Source organism: Streptomyces sp. NPDC001980, assembly GCF_040296885.1.
Classification (GTDB): Bacteria; Actinomycetota; Actinomycetes; order Streptomycetales; family Streptomycetaceae; genus Streptomyces.
Genome location: NZ_JBEOYD010000003.1, coordinates 288,970 through 306,185, shown reverse-complemented (window position 1 = coordinate 306,185; position 17,216 = coordinate 288,970). Strand labels below are relative to the sequence as shown.

The following is a 17,216-nucleotide window of genomic DNA, read 5'->3' as shown; positions in this document are numbered from 1 at the left end:
ACGAGGACCTGTTCGTCGCGTTCGGCGACGAGGTCACCGCGCTCGCCCGCGAACCGCTCGCCGCCGGTATCCGGACCCGCGCCGGCGAACGCGACCGTCAGCGCATCACCAACGGCAGCTGAGCTGCTGAAATCCCGCCAGGTGGCTGGTTCGTGACTCCACCGCGACGGCTGCCCGGAGCACCGGACGGGCCTCAGGCGGGTCGTCGCCACCTCGGTCATGGCCCTGACGGTCGCTGTCGGCCGTTCGCAGTCGCGGTCGGTCGACGGTTCCGGACCGGCCGGCCGTGACTTCGCTCCGCCATCCGATGGTTCCGTGGGGTAAGACAAAACGCTTACGGACTTCGTTGAATGTGGCTACCATCTGCCACCGTGTCGCCGGACTTTGGCGATTTTTTCCTCATGGATGCACCGAACGGTGGGGGGAGTGTCCCTAAGGTGACCGGATTTGGCAGGTTTGGGGGTAGGCGGGCCAGCAGTATGGCCGCCGAGAACCAGCCATCGGATGCTGCTGTGCCGACGTCGGCCGACTCGCTCTCACGGTCGGCCGGGTCGGGCGGCGGCTCCGGACGACTGCCCCTGCGTACCGTTCTGATCATCCTCGTGGTCGTACCGAGCCTCGCGCTCGCGCCCCTGTGGGGCCTGAGCACGTACCAGCTGGCCACCCGCTGGCAGTCGGAGAAGACCCAGAGCGACCTGACCGCCTCGTTGGGCCGGCCGTCGGCCGTCCTCTTCCAGTCCCTCGAAGAGGAGCGGCGGCTCACCGCGGAGGCGCAGGCCGACCCCGGCGCCACCACCCGCGGCAAGCTGGTCGCCGCGCGCGCGGCGACCGACAAGGCGGTGACCGGCTTCCGCCCGGTGGCGCACGAGAGCACCTCGCACGGGCAGCAGGGACTCGGCACGGCCCTGTCCGGCACCGTGCGCGACCTCGACCGGCTCGCCGCGCAGCGCCAGGCGGTGGACACCGGGTCGGCCGGCAAGAAGACGGCGTTCGACTACTACAGCGGCACCATCGACTCGCTGATCACCGTCTTCACCGCGCTCGGCCACCGGAGCAACGCCGATGCGGCCTTGCTGGCGAACACCTTGGTCGACCTGTACGGCGCCGCCGACAGGATCGGGCGCGAGGACGCCCTGCTCGGCCGTGACTGGACGACCGGGCATCTGAAGGTCGATGAATACGACGTGTTCGTCGATGCCGTCGGCGCTCAGGAGTACCTGCTCCAGCGGGTCGCCCTCAGCCTCACCGGCGCCGAACGCGACGCATACACCAAGATGACGTCCGCCAAGTCGTGGAAGACCCAGCAGAGCCTGGAAGAGCAGGTCATCGTCGCCGGCCCCCACCACTCGCAGGGTGAGCTGGAGCTCGGCCGGATCCACAGCCAATGGCGCGCCTCGGTGGACGCCAACCGCCCACAGCTGCTGAATCTGGTCCTGGTCCGGGTCGCGCACCTCGACAAGGTCTCCGCCGACAGCGTCAGCCGGCTCCAGCAGACCCTGATCATCGTCAGCGCCGTCGGCCTGCTCGCCGTGATCCTGGTCATCCTCACCAGCTGGCGTCTGACCGTCCTCCTGCGCCGGCGCATCTACGCCCTGCGCGAGGAAGCCGTGGAACTCCAGCAGCGGCTGCCCGAGGTGGTGTCCCGGCTGGAGCGCGGCGAGAACGTCGACGTGGACCGCGAGGTCCGGCTGGTCGAGCCCACCCCCGACGAGCTCGGCGAGCTCGGGCGAGCCCTGAACGCGGCCAGCCGGAGCGCCGTGGCCACCGCGGTGCGGCAGGCCGAACAGCACCGCGGCTTCGAGCGGCTGCTCCAGCGGATCGCCCGGCGCACCCAGATCCTCATCGGCCTCCAGCTGCGGAAGCTGGACGAGCTGGAACGCACGCACGAGGACCCCGAGGTGCTGGAGGGCCTGTTCGACCTGGACCACCTCACCGCCCGGCTGCGCCGCTACGAGGAGAACCTGGTCATCCTCGGCGGCGGCCAGCCGCAGCGCCGCTGGCGCAAGCCGGTCCGGCTGCTCGACGTGCTGCGCGCCGCGCAGGGCGAGGTGCAGGACTACCGCCGGATCTCGATCGACGTCGAGGACGAGCCCTGGGTGTCCGAACGGGCGGTGGGCCAGCTGGTGCACATCCTGGCGGAGCTGATGGAGAACGCCGCCGCCTTCTCCAAGCCGCCGACCCCGGTCGAGGTACGGGCCGCGAGGGTCGGCCGGGGCGTCGCCGTCGAGATCGAGGACCGCGGCCTGGGCATGGAGCCCGAGCACTACGCCGCCGCCAACGCGCTGATGGAGGCGCCGCCGCAGCTCGACGTGATGACCCAGGCCGACGACGTACGGCTCGGCCTGTACGTGGTCGCCCGGCTGTCGGCGGGCCTGGGCCTGCGGGTGGAGCTGCGGCCCTCCGCCTTCGGCGGCACCCGGGTGGTCGTGCTGCTGCCGGAACAGGTGGTGGTGGAACAGCCCGGCACGGCGCCCCAGCCGGTCGCGCTCCCCCCGGAGGCCCTGCCCCACCCGCCCGGTCCGTGGCCGCACCCGCACGACGCCGGTAGCGGTCCGCGGGCGCCGTACGAGGGTGGGCAGCTGCCCACCCGCGCCAAGGGACACGCGATGGCGAACGTCACCGCCTCCGTTCCCCGGCCGTCGGACGAGAACGAGGCGTCCCCATCCCCGTCCCCGTCCCCGTCCCCGTCCCCGGCGACCGCGGCGCGGCCGCTGCCCCAGCGGGTCCGCCAGGCCAGCCTGGCGCCCGAGCTCCAGATCCCGGTGAGACCGGCGAAACCGGGGGAGCAGGCGGAACTGGCGGAACTGGCGGAACTGTATGAGCCGGATCTCTGGACGGCGGTCCCTGACCGGCCCGGCCGGTCCGGGGCCACGATCGGCGCGTTCCAGCGGCAGTCCCGGCTGGCCCGCGGGGAGGGCGACTCGGACGACGGCACCGCGGGCGGCGTCGACGGCACCGGTGACAGCGGCGGTAGCGCCACCGGCTACGACATCGGCCGCGGCTACGGCAGCGGCGACAACGACAGCAGCGGCAACCACGACGGCAGCGGCAACCGCGACAGCAGCGGCAACCACGACGGCAGCGGTGACGGTACCGGCTTCGGCGAAGGCAGTGGCGATGGCCACGGTGAAGGGCCCGCCTTGCCCAACCGGTCCGGCTCTCCTAGGACGGATGATCGAGAATGACGCAGCGAACGACGGCCACCGACGTGGATCTGGACTGGCTTCTGGACGGCCTGGTCGACCAGGTCACGGGCACCCGGCACGCCATCGTGCTGTCGGACGACGGCCTGGTGATGAGCCGTTCGCGGACCATCGACCGCTCGGACGCCGAGCGGCTCGCCGCGATCGCCACCGGCCAGCAGAGCCTCGCCCGCGGTGCCGGGCAGCTCTTCGGCGGCGGCCCGGTGCACCAGGTCATCGTCGAGATGGCCGGCCTGTGGCTGTTCGTGATCTCCGCCGGCCGCGGCACCCACCTGGCGGTGACCGCCTCCCAGGAGGTCGACGCCGAGCTGATGAGTGTCGCGATGCACACCCTGGTCCAGCAGGTCGGCAAGCGACTGGGCACCGACGCGCGTACTCCGCCGTCCGATGACGCGGGGAGAGCCGGATGAGGCACTGGACCGAGGGGTTCGACGACGGTGACGCCGACGAGCAACTGGTCCGTCCGTACACGATCACCAGCGGGCGCACGACCCCCGAGCGATCGGACCTGACGCTGGTCACCCTGGTGGCGACGCTGCCCGAGGTCACCACGCAGGCGGCGCTCGCGGTGCGCAGGATGCAGCCGGAGCACCGGACGATCCTCGGGCTCTGCCGGGACCCCAAGGCAGTGGTGGAGGTCGCCGCCAAGCTGGGCCTCCCGGTGTCGTTGACCAAGATCCTCATCGGCGATCTGGTCGACTCCGGTTATATGTGGGCCCGTTCGCCGCAGCCGCTCACCCGGGCCGGCGGCCTTCCCGACATGACGATCCTCGAGGCGGTGAGAGATGGACTACGCAAGCTCTGAGCACGCGTCCGGCCACATGCCCGACCATGTGTCCGGCCGTGCCGCGGACCACACGGCGGGCCGTACGGACACCGCTCCGCTCGCGGTGAAGATCCTGGTCGCCGGCGGGTTCGGCGTCGGGAAGACGACCCTGGTCGGCGCGGTGAGCGAGGTCGCCCCGCTGCACACCGAGGAGTACCTGACCCGGGCCGGCGTCGGCGTGGACGACCTGGAGGGGGTGGACAGCAAGTTCACCACCACCGTCGCGCTGGACTTCGGGCGGATCACCATCAGCAGCGACCTCGTGGTCTACCTGTTCGGCACCCCCGGCCAGGAGCGCTTCTGGTTCATGTGGAACGACCTGGTCAACGGGGCGATGGGCGCGGTGGTCCTGGTCGACACCCGGCGGCTGGAGGTGAGCTTCGCCTCGATCGACTTCTTCGAGAGCCGTGGCATCCCCTTCGTCGTCGGCGTCAACTGCTTCCACGGAGTCCGCGACCGGACCGCGGAGGAGATCCGCGCGGCACTCGCCCTCGACCCCCAGGTGCCGCTGGTGCTCTGCGACGCCCGCGACCGGGGGGACGGCCGCGATGTGCTGCTGGCGCTCGTCGACCACTTGATGGCCGGTCAGTCCGCCACGTCCGGCACGTCCGGGTAGGCACGTCCTGAGACCGAGTGAGCGTCCGGTGCCCACCGCCCTGGCCCCTGGGGGTGGGCACCGGGCACCTCGGCCTGTCCTCCGATCTGCTCAGAGGGCCAGCACCCCCACCGGCTGGTCCCCGCTGGCCTCGCCGGTCTTCCGGAAGCCCAGCCGCAGGTAGAACTCCTCGGGGCCGTCCGGGCCGGCATGCCAGGTGACGTACATCTCCTTGCCGCCCCGGCGGCGGATCTCCGCGGCCACCGCCGCCACCGCGAACCGGCCGTAGCCCCTGCCCTGTTCCGCCGCGTCGATGTTGAGGCGCCACAGGCCGGAGCGGAAGAGGGTGCCGTCGGTGCGCCAGTCGATGTCGAGGAAGGCCATCAGAAAGCCGACCGTGCGGTCTCCGTCGACGATCAGGCGCGGCCAGGCGACCCCCGCGGGATGGACGTACGCCTCGGCGAGGGAGGTGGCAACCGGCTCGACGTTCTGTTCCTGGTCGGGCCGGACGCGAATGCGGAGTGCCGCCGTCACATTTGCGGTGGTCACTTCTTCGAGGCGGGGCAGAGAAGGCATCCGCGCACTCTAGAAGGCCCATTCGGTAACCGCTCGCGGAAATTGCAAAACCGACCGTGCGGTCTCATCCCAACTGTCGGTACCGCCCCCGGAAATACATCAGCGGTCCGCCTTCCCCGCTCGGCAGTTCGGCGGCGAGGACGCGGCCGATGACGAGGGTGTGGTCGCCGGCCGTGACGCGCTGTTCGGTGCGGCATTCCAGGGTCGCGAGGGCGCCGCCGACCAGCGGGGCGCCGCTGGCCTCGCCGCGGACGTACGGGATGTCCTCGAAGAGCAGGCGGTCGCTGATGCGGCCCTTCATCGCGAAGCGGCCGGCGATGTGGCGCTGGCTCTCGGTGAGCACGGAGACCGCCCACTGCGGCTGCTCGTCGAGGAGGTCGTCCATCCGGGAGCCCTCACGCAGGCTGACCAGCACCAACGGCGGGTCGAGCGACACCGACATGAACGCGGTGGCGGTCATGCCGACGTCCTCGCCGACCGGCGCCAGCGGGTCGTCCGGGTCCAGCGGCGGCTCCTGAGCGGTCACCAGGACCACGCCGGCGGCGAGCCGGGAGAGGGCGGCCTTGAACGCTTCGTTGCTCACCCCCACAGCATGCCCGGTGGCTTCTGCGGCGGCGGGGGAGGGAGTCTTCAGCACGCCGGAAACGCTAGTGTCGGACCCGGTACGGTCACATCGGCCATCGGCCCGAGCCGGGTCCTAGGACCAACGGCGGGGTGCGGAGCGGTGAAAGGCCGTAACGTGCATCATGTGCGCACAGTCGCAAAGGTTGTGTTCAGTAAACGCACAGGGAAAACGCGGAAACTCCACGCAATTGTTCATGTTCTCCTGTGACTTGAGTCACAAGGGGCATTAATTGTTGACCCTGTGTACCGAGTGGGCAGCGCGCTGTGATTCAGTGGCGGGGAAAAGTAGCGCCGAAGCAGACCCTTGATTCGCTGCGAGGTCTCGGGGGGAGGGCGAGCATGGAGACCGAGTCGGAGCCCTACGTCCGTCTTGCGTCCCTGCGACAGCTGCACCAGGTCATGGCCGAGATGAACACGGCCCGCAGCCTGGCGGACACACTGCAGACCGTCGCCGACGGCGTGATCACCGCTCTCAACTACGAGATGGCGTGCATCAACCTCGTACGCCCCGCCGAGGGCGATCTCGTGGTCGCCGCCTTCTCCGGGAACTCCGCCGCCGAGGCCCTGATCACCGGCCGTGTCGGCTCCCGTGAGTCCTGGGAGCGGCGGCTGAACATGGGCGAGAAGTGGGGCGACCTCGTCTTCATACCGCACACCGAGGGCTGGGTCCTCGACGACGACGACGTCCCGCAGTGGTACACCGACGGCCCCGCGCCGCGCTTCGAGGACGAGTGGCACCCCTCCGACCGGCTCTTCGCCCCCATGTACACGCCCGGCATATCGGGCAGCTCCTGCGGCGAACTGCTCGGTGTGATCTCCGTCGACCGCCCGCGCAACGGCCGCCACCCGGGCGCCTGGGGCCGCGAGGCCCTGCAGATGTACGCCTTCCAGGCCGCGATCGCGATCAGCAACGCGCGTCTACGTGCGAATATGCAGCGGGCACTGGTCAGGCTGGAGCGCGAGCAGCAGGCGCTGCGGGCCAGCGAGGAGAGCTTCCGGCAGGCCTTCGAGTACGCCCCCTCCGGCATGGCGATAGCCGAGATGGGCGGCGACCAGCACGGCCGCATACTGCGCAGCAACGACGCCCTGTGCCGCCTCCTGGGCCGCCCCGCCTCCGCGATGCGCCGCTACTCCTTCTCCGACCTGGTCCACCCCGAGGACATCGGCACGCTCCTCCGCACCTCCGCGGAAGGCGGCCGCGCCGAACTCCGCCTCGGCCGCCGTGACGGCACCTACGTCTGGGTCTCGCTCCGCAACTCCGTCGTCGCCGACGCCGCCGACGGCCCCCGCTTCCTCCTCACCCACGTCGAGGACATAGAGGAACGCAAGCGCCGCGAGCTCCAGCTCGCCCACCGCGCCTCCCACGACTCCCTCACCGGCCTCCCGAACTCCGCCGAGCTGCGCTCCCGGCTCTCCTCCCGGCTCTGCCGGCGCGCCGGACACGCCGGGGAGCTGGAATCCCTGGACGCGGCCTACGGCCACCCCGCCTACGACGCCAACGGCCACGGCTTCGACTTCGCGGGCGCGGCGGGCGGAGCGATCGGCTCGGCGTCGTACGACGGCTACGACCACCACGTGCACACCGTCGCCCCCGAGGAGGGCCGCGACGACGGCGCCAAGGGGCTCGCGGTGCTCTTCTGCGACCTCGACGGTTTCAAGTCGATCAACGACCGGTTCGGCCACAACGCGGGCGACGCCGTCCTGATCGAGGTCGCCCGCAGGCTCACCCGGGGCGTCCGGGACGGCGACACCGTGGCCCGCCTCGGCGGCGACGAGTTCGTGATCCTCGCCGACGGCCTCGGCAAGGCCGACGCCCAGGACCTCGCCGTACGCCTGCGCAACGAGATCATCCAGCCGATCCGCGCCGAGGGCCGGGCCGTCCGGGTGGGCGCCAGTTTCGGCATCGGATGGGCGCACTGCGGCATGACGGCGGACGAAGTCCTGAAATCCGCCGACGAGCGGATGTACGTAGAGAAACGATCTCGTCCCAAAGCACATCGCCGTGCCGGATGATCTGCAGGTCATCGGGCTGATGCGATCCGGGTCACCCGTTTGGCTCAGCCGGACCGGGTAGGCTCGACATTCAATACCTGTATTGCATCCGCCCGCACCTGTTGAGGAGTACCAAGGGATGACGCCCGGCGACAACGGCGCGAGCACGCCCGAGGACGACGACCCGTTCGGCTACCTCTATGCCGATGGTCAGGCCAGAGGGGCCCAGCCGCCGTCCGGCTCCGGTGGCTACGGCTACCCGCATCAGGTCAGCAGAGTGCGCTCGGTCGGCGAGCGTTCGTACGGCGGCCAGCAGCAGGCGCCGCAGTCGCAGTACGGCGGCCAGACCATCCCGCAGCAGCCGGGCGGCTACGGCCAGCAGCCGAACGCGGCCTACCAGGCCCCGGAGACCTTCCCGGGCGGCGCCCCGACCACCCACCAGGCCCCGCCGTCCCCCGGCCGCGGCCGCGGCCCGAACACCAAGGGCCTCCTCATCGGCGCCGTCGCGGTCGTCGCCGCCGTCGTCATCGGCATCAGCCTCGCGATGATGAACGGCAACGGCGACGACAACAAGGCAAGCGGCGGCGCCTCCACCTCCCCGAACCAGTCCCAGAGCGCGTCCCCGAGCCCGTCGAGCTCGAGCTCGGTGTCGGCGTCCGGCGACATCGCGCCGGTCGACGCGAAGACCTTCCGCCTGGACGGCGGCGCAAGCACGGCCTCGGACGTCAAGGGCGCGAAGGCCCAGGGCGGCATCTACGTCACCAACTTCAGCCAGACAGGCGCCGGCGTCACCTGGACGGTCAACGGCATCCCGTCGGACGGCCTCTACACCGTCTACGCGCACTACAGCGCCGTACAGGACCAGAGCATGACGCTGTCCATCAACGGCAAGACGTTCGGCAGCAAGTTTCCCCTGAACAACTACACGGGCCAGAGCGACCCGACCAAGGCCTGGACGACCAGCTACACGTACCCCACCCTCACCAAGGGCACCAACGTCATCTCCCTGTCCTGCCAGAGCGGCGACAGTTGCGACGTCCTGCTGGACCAGATGTGGCTGAGGCAGGGCAAGCACACGAACAAGGACTAACCGGCCGCAGGCCCACCGGTCACCGTGACCTGGCCGAGCAGCTTCTCGTACGCCACGCGGTCGAACTCCCCGGCCGCCGGGGCCCGTACCGTCGCTGTCGACAGGGCCACCGCGCGGGCCAGCTGGTCCGGCCAGGGGAGTTGTTCGACCAGGCCCGACAGCAGGCCGGCGACCGCCGAGTCGCCCGCGCCGGTCGGGTTGCCGTGTTCGTGGGTGGGTGGGGTGGCGCGCCAGCGGCCCTCTGGGGTGACTGCCAGCAGGCCCTGTGCGCCCAGTGAGGCGACGACCGTGCGGGCGCCGCGTCGGCGGGCGTCCTGGGTGGCGCGGGTCGGGTCGTGGGAGCCGGTGAGTTCGGCCAGTTCGTCGGCGTTCGGCTTGACCAGGTCCGGGCGGGCCGCGACTCCGCGCCGCAGTGGCTCTCCGCTGGTGTCGAGGAGGACGGGGACGGCGGCGGCCCGCGCGGTCCTTATCAGCCCGGCGTATGCCCCCACCGGAACGCCCGGCGGCAGGCTGCCGCACAGCGCCACCGCCGAGGCTCCGGTGAGCAGTTCCTCGTAGTGGTCGAGGAAGGCGCCCCACTCGGCGGGGGCTATCTGCGGACCGGGCTCGTTCAACTGGGTCGTGTCGCCCGTCAGTTCGTCCACGATCGCGATGGTGCGGCGGGTCGGACCGGTGACCGGGAGCAGTGCGTCCCGCACGCCCGGGGCGTCCGTGAGGTGCTCCCGTACGGCCCGCCCGGTCGCCCCGCCCGCGAATCCGGTCACCGTCGTCTCGTGGCCGAGGGCCGCCAGCACCCGGGCCACGTTGACCCCCTTGCCGCCCGGCCGTTCCGTCACGGCGGAGACGCGGTGCGAGGAGTGCGGGCGCAGGGTGCCGACCCGGTAGGTGATGTCCAGGGCGGTGTTCAGTGTGACGGTGAGGATCACCGGGCGACCTCCCTCGCACTTGCCCGTGCCGTCGGTTGGGGGCCTCGATCATGCCAAAGAGACGGCGACCGGCCTAGGGTCGCCGTCTCTCAACAGGGGGAGGGATCAGGACAGTTCGGGTGCGATCACCCACGCGCCCTGTCGCATCACGCCCTTCAGCGTGAAGTCCGAGTCCAGGACGAGCAGGTCCGCGTCCTTGCCGGGCTCCAGGGAGCCGACGCGGTCGGAGAGGCCCAGCAGCCGTGCCGGGTTGGCGGACAGGGCGGCGACGGCGTGCTCGACGGGGAGCTTGTCGACGGTGACCGCCCGCCGCAGCGCGCGGTCCAGCGTCAGCGTGGAGCCGGCGATGGCACCGCCGTCCACCAGCCGGGCCACCCCGTCGGTGACCTCGACCTCCAGGGGGCCGAGGAGGAAGCGGCCGTCACCGCTGCCGGCCGCGTCCATCGCGTCCGTGATGAACGCGACCCGGTCCGGCCCCGCGTGGTGGAAGGCGAGTTGCAGGGCGGCGGGGTGCAGGTGCGTGCCGTCGTTGATCAGCTCGACCGTCACCCGCTCGTCCTCCAGGAGCGCGGCGATCGGGCCGGGCGCGCGGTGGCCGATCTGCGGCATCGCGTTGTACAGGTGGGTGGCGACCGTCGCGCCCGCGTCGATCGCCTCCAGCGTCTGCTCGTACGTCGCGTCCGTGTGGCCGACGGCGGCGATCACGCCGTGCTCCGCGAGCAGCCGTACCGACTCGATGCCGCCGGGGAGCTCGGTGGCGAGCGTGACCATCTTCGCGTGCCCGCGCGCCGCGTCGACCAGCTTGCGGACCTCCGCCGGGTCCGGGTGGCGCAGCAGCGCCTCGGAGTGCGCGCCCTTGCGGCACGGGGAGATGAAGGGGCCCTCGAAGTGGATGCCGGCGATCTCGCCCTGCTCGGCGAGCTCGGAGAGGAGACCGGCCTGGCGGGCGAGGACGTCCATGTCGTCGGTGACGGTGGAGGCGACCAGGGTGGTCGTGCCGTGCGCGCGGTGCGTGTGGACGCCGGTGAGGACCTGTTCGGCGGTGCCGGAGCTGAAGGAGGCTCCGCCGCCGCCGTGGTTGTGGATGTCCACGAAGCCTGGCAGGAGCCAGTGGCCGGTGAGGTCGATGAGGTGGGCGTTCTCTGGGGCGTCGGCGGCGATTTTCGTGCCGTCGACGGCGAGTCGGCCGTTTTCGACTACTCCGGTGGGGAGGACCACCCGGGCACCGGAGAGGATCAGTCCGTGGTCTGCGGGCTGCGGGTCCGTGGGGGCTGGTCGCGCAGTTCCCCGCGCCCCTGAAGGGGCGCTGTCGTGCGGCTCGGTCGCAGCCATCAGGGGGTTACCTCCGGAGTAGTGGTCGTAGTCAACAGGTCCTGGGCGAGCAGGCCCGCCCCCAAACAACCGGCCGTGTCCCCCAGCTCGGCCGGGACGATCGCCGGCAGCTTCTGGAACGTCACCCGGCGCTCCACCGCCTCCCGCAGCGGCTCGAACAGCACGTCCCCCGCCTCCGCCAGGCCGCCGCCGATGATGAGGACCCGTGGGTCCAGCAGGGTGAGGGCCGTGACCAGGCCGTCGGCCAGGGCGGCCACCGCCTCGCCCCACACCCGGACGGCGTTCGGGTCGCCGGACGTGACCGCCTTCGCGCAGTCCGCCGCGTCCGCGTCCGGGTCGCCGCCGGCCTTCGCCCAGGCCTCGCTCACCGCGGCCGCCGACGCGTACCGCTCCAGGCAGCCGCGCTGCCCGCACGGACAGGGGGCACCCTGCGGCCGTACGACGACATGGCCGATCTCGCCCGCGAAGCCGTGCGCGCCCGACTCCACCCGGCCGTCCAGGCCGAAGCCGCCGGCGATCCCGGTGCCGAGGGCCACGAAGAAGAAGCGGTCCGCGCCCCGGCCCGCGCCGAGCCGGCCCTCGGCCAGGCCGCCGGTGCGCACGTCGTGGCCGAGGGCGACCGGGATGCCGAGGCGGTCGGCGAGGAGGGCGCGCAGCGGGACGTCGCGCCAGCCGAGGTTGGCCGCGTAGACCGCGACGCCGGCCCGTTCGTCCACGATTCCGGGGACCGCGAGGCCGGCCGCGGACGCCGGCTCGCCGAGGTGCTGCTCGCCGTACGCCTTCAGCTCGGCGGCGAAGTCGAGGATGGCGGTGACGACGGCGTCGGGGCCGCGGTCCCGGCCGGTCGCCCGGCGGTCCCGGTGGAGCAGCTCGCCGTCCGGGCCGACCAACGCGGCCTTCATTCCGGTGCCGCCCACGTCCAGGGCGATGACATGTCTCACGGGAACAGTGTGGCCCGTCGACCCGCAAGAGGTCTAGTCCACTTGCGTGGTGTAGACCTTATAGGTCCACATATTGAACGGCGAGACAGTAAGAAACAGGGGTAGTACACGTGCGGCGGCGTAGGGCAGGAATGATCGCGGTGGTGTCCGCAACGGGCATGACGGCGGTCCTCGGTGGGTGCGGGACGACGGGATCCTCGGACGTCACCCTCAGACTCGTCGCCGCCGACTACGGAGACTCCGCCGTCAACAGCTCCCAGAAGTACTGGGACAAGCTGGCCAAGGCGTACGAGGCCCAGCACTCCGACGTGAAGGTCGACGTCACCGTCTACTCGTGGAACGACGTCGACCGCAAGGTCAAGGACATGGTCGCCGCCGACAAGGCCCCCGACCTGGCGCAGATCGGCTCGTACGCCGACTACGCGGCCGCCGGCAAGCTGTACGAGGCCGGTGACCTGCTCTCCATCCCGGTCCAGGCCGACTTCCCGTCCCAGCTCGCCGAGGCGGGCCAGTGGAACCACGCGCAGTACGGCATACCGTTCGCCGCGTCTACGCGCGTCCTCTTCTACAACAAGACCCTCTTCTCCCAGGCCGGCATCACGACCCCGCCCACCACCTGGGACGAGCTCGCGGCCGACGCGAAGGCGCTCAAGGCGGACGGCGTGAAGTACCCGTACGCGCTGCCGCTCGGGCCCGAGGAAGCGCAGGCGGAGACCATGCAGTGGCTGCTCAGCGGCGGCAGCGGCTACACCGACGACACCGGCACGTACACGATCGACTCCTCCCAGAACATCGACACCCTCACCTGGCTCAAGGACGAGCTGGTCGGCAAGGGCCTGACCGGTCCGGTGGCCCCGGGCAAGCTGAACCGCGCGGCCGCGTTCGCCGCCTTCGCCGACGGCCAGGTCGGCATGCTCAACGGCCACCCCACGCTGATCAAGCAGGCCGAGAAGAAGGGCGTGAAGTTCGGCACGGTCCCGATGCCCGCCCGCGCCGGCCAGAGCACCAGCACCGCGTCGATGGGCGTCGCCGACTGGATGGCGGCGTTCAGGCAGAACGGCCACGCCGAGCAGGTCGGCGACTTCCTGAACTACGTCTACAGCGAGAAGAACGTCCTCGCCTTCTCCCGCGAGTACGGCCTGCTGCCCGTCACCACGTCCGCGTCCCAGGCGATGACCGACTCCACGCAGGCCGAGGACAAGCAGCTGCGCCCCTTCCTGGAGCAGCTGCCCACCTCGGAGCTCTATCCCGCGGGCAAGACCTCCTGGGCCGCGATCAGCGCCGACCTCAAGAAGCAGATCGGTACGGCGGTGAGCCCGACCGGCAACCCGACCGGCGTCCTCACCCGGATCCAGGCAGAGGCGGCGACGGCCGACAGCCGTACGAGCGGGACCGGCTGAGCGTTACGGTTCTCGCCATGGACCGGCATCAACTGGGCGAGCGCGAGCAGGCCGTGCTCGCCATCGAACGCCGGGGCTTTCCGAGCCCCGGCGCGAAGGAACGCGCGATACGCGAGGAACTGGACCTGGCTCCGGTGCGCTACTACCAGCTCCTGAACGCCCTGCTGGACGACGAGCGGGCGCTGGCCCACGATCCGGTGACGGTGAACAGGCTGCGGAGGGTAAGGGACGCGCGGCGGTCGGAGCGCTGAGCATTCCGTAGACGTGGATCTGCGGGCCGGTGGGGGCTGGTCGCGCAGTTCCCCGCGCCCCTGAAGGGGCGCTGCCGATACTGTCAGCTGTATGGGAACCCACATCACGGAACCCCTCCCGACGCCGCGCACCCCGGCCGGTCGTGACGGCCTCGCCGCTCTTCTCTCGCAGCCCCGCACCGCTCTCGTCGGACTCGACTTCGACGGCACCCTCGCGCCGATCGTCGCCGACCCCGAGCAGGCCCGGGCCCACCCGGACGCCGTACCGGTGCTGGCCGCGCTCGCCCCGAAGGTGGCCGCCGTCGCCGTCGTCACCGGCCGCCCGGCCGAGGTGGCCGTCCGCTACGGCGGCTTCGCGGACGTGCCCGGCCTGGAACACCTCGTCGTCCTCGGCCACTACGGCGCCGAACGCTGGGACGCGGCGACCGGCGAGCTCACCGCACCGCCCCCGCACCCCGGCATCGCCGCCGTCCGCGCCGAACTCCCCGCCCTCCTCGACCGCGCCGGAGCCTCGGACGGTACCTGGATCGAGGAGAAGGGCCGGGCGATCGCGGTCCACACCCGCCGCGCCGCCGACCCCCAGGCCACCTTCGAAACCCTCCGCACCCCGCTCACCGACCTCGCCACCCGGCACGCCCTGATCGTCGAACCGGGCCGCCTGGTCCTGGAACTCCGCCCCCCGGGCATGGACAAGGGCGTGGCCCTGAGCGAGTACGCGAGGCACATCTCCGCGGGCGCGGTCCTGTACGCGGGTGACGACCTGGGCGACATCCCGGCCTTCGCCGCCGTGGAGAAACTCCGCGAGGAGGGCGTCCCGGGCCTGTTGGTGTGCAGCGGCAGCACGGAGGTGACCGAGCTGGCGGACCGGGCGGACGTGGTGACGGACGGCCCGGAGGGAGTCGTACGACTGCTGAGGAGTCTGGCCGCCCTGAGTGCCCCGTAGGCCCCGTTTCCGGTCCTTCAGCGGGTGTGGCGGTGGACCGCGTCGATGAGCTGGTCGATGTCTTCGGGGGTGTGGGAGAACGCGGTGACGAAGCGGACGATGCCCGGTTCCCAGCGGTCGTGGTAGAAGGCGTAGCCCTCGGCGAGGAGTCCTTCGGTGACGTGCTGGGGGAGGCGGCAGAAGACGATGTTGGCCTGGGGTGTGGCCAGCAGGCCGGTGCCGGGGATGGCCTTGAGGCCTTCGCCGAGCCGGGCGGCCATGGCGTTGGCCTGGCGGGCGTTGTGCAGCCACAGGCCGTCGGTGAGGTAGGCGTCGAGCTGGGCCGTCTGGAAGCGCATCTTCGAGGTGAGCTGGCCGGCGCGCTTGGTGCGGAAGGCGAGCTCGGTGGCGAGCGCGGGGTCGAAGGAGACGATGGCGTCGGCGGTCATCCCGCCGTTCTTGGTGGCGCCGAAGGACAGGACGTCGATGCCGGCCTGCCAGGTCATCTCGGCGGGGGTGGCGCCGATGTGGTCCAGGGCGTTGGCGAAGCGGGCGCCGTCCATGTGGACGCGCAGCCCGGCATCCTTGGCGATGGCGGACAGCCGGCGGATCTCCTCAAGGGTGTAGACGCTGCCGCTCTCGGTGGCCTGGCTGATGCTCACCACGGACGGCTGCACGCTGTGCACGTCACCGGCCCGGCGGCGCACGGCCTGCTGGAGTGCGTCGGGGTCGATCTTGCTGTCGGGGCCGGGGACGCCGACGAGTTTGGCGCCGTGGGTGAAGAACTCCGGGGCGCCGCACTCGTCGTGGTTGATGTGGCTGCCGGGGTGCGAGAGCACGCTGCCCCAGGGCGGGGTGAGGGCGGCCAGGCTCAGGCCGTTGGCGGCGGATCCGGTGGAGACGGGGAAGACGTCGACGTCCCGTTCGAAGATCTCACCCAGCCTGCGGCGGGCGCTGTCGGTGACGGGGTCGTTGCCGTAGGGCAGGACCTGGCCGGCGACCGCGTCGGCGACGGCCCGGGCTATCTGCGGGGATGCCCCGGCCATGTTGTCGCTGATGAAGGCACGGCCGGAGGGGGTGGTGGCGGTGGTGGGGCTCATGAGGGGGTCTTCCTCGGTCTCAGCTGCTGATGGGGGAGGCGAAGACGACGGTGATGTCCACTTCCTCGGCGCCGGTGCGGTAGAAGTGCGGGGCGTCCCCGGCGAAGGCGAGCATGTCGCCGGGGCCCAGGTCCTGCGGGGCGTCGACGGGGCCGGCGGTGACGTACCCGGTGGCGATGAGCAGGTGCTCGATCGTGCCGGTGGCGTGCGGGACGCCTGCCAGCTCCGTCTCGGGCGGGATGCGCAGCCGCCAGATCTCCAGGCTGTTGCCGCTGCTGATACGGCGCAGCAGTTCCCGGGAGACCTCGCCCGGTTCGGCGGGCGTGGCCGGACGGAAGACCGGCCCGGTGTCGGCGTCGCGCGCCAGCAGGTCGGCGATCGGGATGCGCAGGGCGATCGCGATCGCGTCCAGGGTGTCGATGGTCGGATTGCCGTTGCCGGCCTCCAGCTGCGACAGCGTGGCCTTGCTCAGCCCGGCGCGCCGGGCCATCTCCGCGGCGCTCATACCGCGCTGCTGGCGGCGCAGCCGGATCTTCGCGCCGACCGCGGCCGCGGTACTGCTCACCGGCTGCCGGCCGGACGGCGGGGGTGTCATCAGCGGCTCCTGTGCGTCGCGGTGTAGGACACGCGGACGCGGCCCTTCTTCACCTTCAGCGTGGGCAGGACCACCTCGGCCAGATCGCCGAGGCTGCGCACGTGCGTGCCCCCGCACGGCGCGCGGTGCAGGGTGTCCAGGTGCACCACGCGCCGTCCCTCGCCCTCGTAGCGCGCGAGGACGGGCAGATCGTCGGCGATCGCGGTGGCGACGGCGGCCCGCAGCGCGGCGGTCGCCTCCTCCCGTCCCTCCGGATCGGCCAGCCGGGTGTCCGGCCGCGGCGTCCGGAACTCGATCCGGGCCTGGCCGGGGAAGTGGTTGCTCGCGACCATCTCCCACCCCTGCGTCCGCCCGGCGGCCTCGACCAGGTGCCCGGCCGTGTGCAGCGCGGCGTGTGCCATCCGGGCGTGCAGGTCGATCCGCGCCCGGACCTGCTGCCCGACGGCGACGGACGGCAGAGTGCCGCCCTCGGGAGCCATGGCGATGACGAGCCCCGACTCGTGGTCCCGGACCGGGATGATCTCCGCGCTCTCCAGCCACCCCCGGTCCGCAGGCTGGCCCCCTCCCTGCGGATGGAACAGGCAGTGCTCGACGGCCGCCCACGGCAGTCCGTCTCTCTCGCCGACGGCGATCACCCGGGTGTCCACCTGTTCCAGGTAGGTGTCGTCGAGGTAGGTGGCGATTTGTGCGGCTACCCGAACGGTCTCAACTGAATGAACCATGCGTTCACTATAACGAACTCACTCGGAATGGCGAACCCCTCGTTCGTTATAGTGAACGATGGGTCGTGGCAACGTCGAGCAGCAGGGCCGCTGAGCGCTCCGGTCTCAGGATCCCGGAGGC

17 protein-coding genes are annotated in these 17,216 nt (G+C 71.5%); 9 read left to right on the top strand and 8 right to left on the bottom strand.

The genetic code is table 11. The features are described 5' to 3' along the window. The first annotated feature begins 512 nt into the window (after positions 1 to 512). Genes ABT137_RS06055 through ABT137_RS06040 form a run of 4 tightly spaced genes read left to right on the top strand, consistent with a single transcriptional unit; the run spans position 513 to position 4,645 of the window. Positions 513 to 3,185, top strand: a complete 2,673-nt coding sequence (locus tag ABT137_RS06055) for a nitrate- and nitrite sensing domain-containing protein (RefSeq protein ID WP_351703160.1) — start codon at positions 513 to 515, stop codon at positions 3,183 to 3,185. Then, positions 3,182 to 3,613 (top strand): roadblock/LC7 domain-containing protein, encoded by a 432-nt coding sequence (locus ABT137_RS06050; protein WP_351703157.1) that lies wholly within the window; start codon positions 3,182 to 3,184, stop codon positions 3,611 to 3,613. The genes ABT137_RS06055 and ABT137_RS06050 overlap by 4 nt, the downstream gene beginning before the upstream one ends. Further along, a complete protein-coding gene (locus ABT137_RS06045) occupies positions 3,610 to 4,008 on the top strand; it encodes a DUF742 domain-containing protein (RefSeq protein WP_351703154.1) in 399 nt (132 codons plus the stop codon). Before ABT137_RS06050 ends, ABT137_RS06045 begins: the two co-directional genes overlap by 4 nt. A 16-nt stretch (positions 4,009 to 4,024) precedes the next feature. After that, entirely contained in the window at positions 4,025 to 4,645 is a 621-nt protein-coding gene (locus ABT137_RS06040; RefSeq protein WP_351703620.1) for a GTP-binding protein, read from the top strand. A 90-nt stretch (positions 4,646 to 4,735) separates the two neighbouring features. Here ABT137_RS06040 and ABT137_RS06035 read toward each other — a convergent pair whose 3' ends face one another. Beyond that, positions 4,736 to 5,200 (bottom strand): GNAT family N-acetyltransferase, encoded by a 465-nt coding sequence (locus tag ABT137_RS06035; protein ID WP_351703151.1) that lies wholly within the window; start codon positions 5,198 to 5,200, stop codon positions 4,736 to 4,738. Positions 5,201 to 5,264: 64 nt separating this feature from the next. Then, positions 5,265 to 5,783 carry a flavin reductase family protein gene (locus ABT137_RS06030; protein ID WP_351703148.1) on the bottom strand — a complete coding sequence of 173 codons (519 nt, stop codon included), beginning with the start codon at positions 5,781 to 5,783 and terminating at the stop codon, positions 5,265 to 5,267. A gap of 380 nt (positions 5,784 to 6,163) precedes the next feature. Here ABT137_RS06030 and cdgB point away from each other — a divergent pair, with 380 nt between their 5' ends. Beyond that, positions 6,164 to 7,837: a diguanylate cyclase CdgB gene (gene cdgB / locus ABT137_RS06025; RefSeq protein WP_351703145.1), complete on the top strand. Its 1,674-nt coding sequence runs from the start codon at positions 6,164 to 6,166 to the stop codon at positions 7,835 to 7,837. A 118-nt stretch (positions 7,838 to 7,955) separates the two neighbouring features. After that, a complete protein-coding gene (locus tag ABT137_RS06020) occupies positions 7,956 to 8,906 on the top strand; it encodes a carbohydrate-binding protein (RefSeq protein WP_351703142.1) in 951 nt (316 codons plus the stop codon). Here ABT137_RS06020 and ABT137_RS06015 read toward each other — a convergent pair. The 3 genes from ABT137_RS06015 to ABT137_RS06005 all read right to left on the bottom strand — a co-directional run bounded on the left by ABT137_RS06015 (position 8,903) and on the right by ABT137_RS06005 (position 12,105). Continuing rightward, entirely contained in the window at positions 8,903 to 9,832 is a 930-nt protein-coding gene (locus ABT137_RS06015; protein ID WP_351703139.1) for a 1-phosphofructokinase family hexose kinase, read from the bottom strand. The two genes, ABT137_RS06020 and ABT137_RS06015, sit on opposite strands and share 4 nt — an antisense overlap. A 105-nt stretch (positions 9,833 to 9,937) precedes the next feature. Further along, entirely contained in the window at positions 9,938 to 11,068 is a 1,131-nt protein-coding gene (nagA, locus tag ABT137_RS06010) for an N-acetylglucosamine-6-phosphate deacetylase (RefSeq protein ID WP_351703618.1), read from the bottom strand. A 95-nt stretch (positions 11,069 to 11,163) separates the two neighbouring features. Continuing rightward, positions 11,164 to 12,105 (bottom strand): ROK family protein, encoded by a 942-nt coding sequence (locus ABT137_RS06005; protein WP_351703136.1) that lies wholly within the window; start codon positions 12,103 to 12,105, stop codon positions 11,164 to 11,166. A 131-nt stretch (positions 12,106 to 12,236) separates the two neighbouring features. On the opposite strand from ABT137_RS06005, the gene ABT137_RS06000 reads away from it, so the two are divergent. The 3 genes from ABT137_RS06000 (at position 12,237) to otsB (ending at position 14,699) form a co-directional block, all read left to right on the top strand. Then, a complete protein-coding gene (locus ABT137_RS06000) occupies positions 12,237 to 13,505 on the top strand; it encodes an extracellular solute-binding protein (RefSeq protein ID WP_502984482.1) in 1,269 nt (422 codons plus the stop codon). Positions 13,506 to 13,522: 17 nt separating this feature from the next. After that, positions 13,523 to 13,756, top strand: a complete 234-nt coding sequence (locus ABT137_RS05995) for a DUF3263 domain-containing protein (RefSeq protein ID WP_351703130.1) — start codon at positions 13,523 to 13,525, stop codon at positions 13,754 to 13,756. Between the two features lie 91 nt (positions 13,757 to 13,847). Continuing rightward, entirely contained in the window at positions 13,848 to 14,699 is an 852-nt protein-coding gene (otsB, locus tag ABT137_RS05990) for a trehalose-phosphatase (protein WP_351703127.1), read from the top strand. Between the two features lie 17 nt (positions 14,700 to 14,716). Here the strand turns inward: otsB and ABT137_RS05985 are convergent, their stop codons facing one another. Genes ABT137_RS05985 through ABT137_RS05975 form a run of 3 tightly spaced genes read right to left on the bottom strand, consistent with a single transcriptional unit; the run spans position 14,717 to position 17,095 of the window. Beyond that, positions 14,717 to 15,778: a threonine aldolase family protein gene (locus ABT137_RS05985; protein WP_351703125.1), complete on the bottom strand. Its 1,062-nt coding sequence runs from the start codon at positions 15,776 to 15,778 to the stop codon at positions 14,717 to 14,719. A 19-nt stretch (positions 15,779 to 15,797) separates the two neighbouring features. Further along, on the bottom strand, positions 15,798 to 16,373 hold the full coding sequence (locus tag ABT137_RS05980) for a helix-turn-helix domain-containing protein (protein WP_351703122.1): 576 nt from the start codon (positions 16,371 to 16,373) through the stop codon (positions 15,798 to 15,800). Beyond that, on the bottom strand, positions 16,373 to 17,095 hold the full coding sequence (locus tag ABT137_RS05975; protein ID WP_351703120.1) for an alanyl-tRNA editing protein: 723 nt from the start codon (positions 17,093 to 17,095) through the stop codon (positions 16,373 to 16,375). The genes ABT137_RS05980 and ABT137_RS05975 overlap by 1 nt, the downstream gene beginning before the upstream one ends. Between the last annotated feature and the right edge of the window lie 121 nt (positions 17,096 to 17,216).

Bases quoted from the DNA above. Each gene is read 5' to 3' on its own strand.
- ABT137_RS06040 (WP_351703620.1), top strand. From the start codon at position 4,025: ATGCCCGACCATGTGTCCGGCCGTGCCGCGGACCACACGGCGGGCCGT.
- ABT137_RS06045 (WP_351703154.1), top strand. From the start codon at position 3,610: ATGAGGCACTGGACCGAGGGGTTCGACGACGGTGACGCCGACGAGCAA.
- ABT137_RS05975 (WP_351703120.1), bottom strand. From the start codon at position 17,095: ATGGTTCATTCAGTTGAGACCGTTCGGGTAGCCGCACAAATCGCCACC.
- otsB (WP_351703127.1), top strand. From the start codon at position 13,848: ATGGGAACCCACATCACGGAACCCCTCCCGACGCCGCGCACCCCGGCC.
- ABT137_RS06000 (WP_502984482.1), top strand. From the start codon at position 12,237: ATGATCGCGGTGGTGTCCGCAACGGGCATGACGGCGGTCCTCGGTGGG.
- ABT137_RS05985 (WP_351703125.1), bottom strand. From the start codon at position 15,778: ATGAGCCCCACCACCGCCACCACCCCCTCCGGCCGTGCCTTCATCAGC.
- ABT137_RS05980 (WP_351703122.1), bottom strand. From the start codon at position 16,373: ATGACACCCCCGCCGTCCGGCCGGCAGCCGGTGAGCAGTACCGCGGCC.
- ABT137_RS05995 (WP_351703130.1), top strand. From the start codon at position 13,523: ATGGACCGGCATCAACTGGGCGAGCGCGAGCAGGCCGTGCTCGCCATC.
- ABT137_RS06050 (WP_351703157.1), top strand. From the start codon at position 3,182: ATGACGCAGCGAACGACGGCCACCGACGTGGATCTGGACTGGCTTCTG.
- cdgB (WP_351703145.1), top strand. From the start codon at position 6,164: ATGGAGACCGAGTCGGAGCCCTACGTCCGTCTTGCGTCCCTGCGACAG.
- ABT137_RS06020 (WP_351703142.1), top strand. From the start codon at position 7,956: ATGACGCCCGGCGACAACGGCGCGAGCACGCCCGAGGACGACGACCCG.
- ABT137_RS06035 (WP_351703151.1), bottom strand. From the start codon at position 5,200: ATGCCTTCTCTGCCCCGCCTCGAAGAAGTGACCACCGCAAATGTGACG.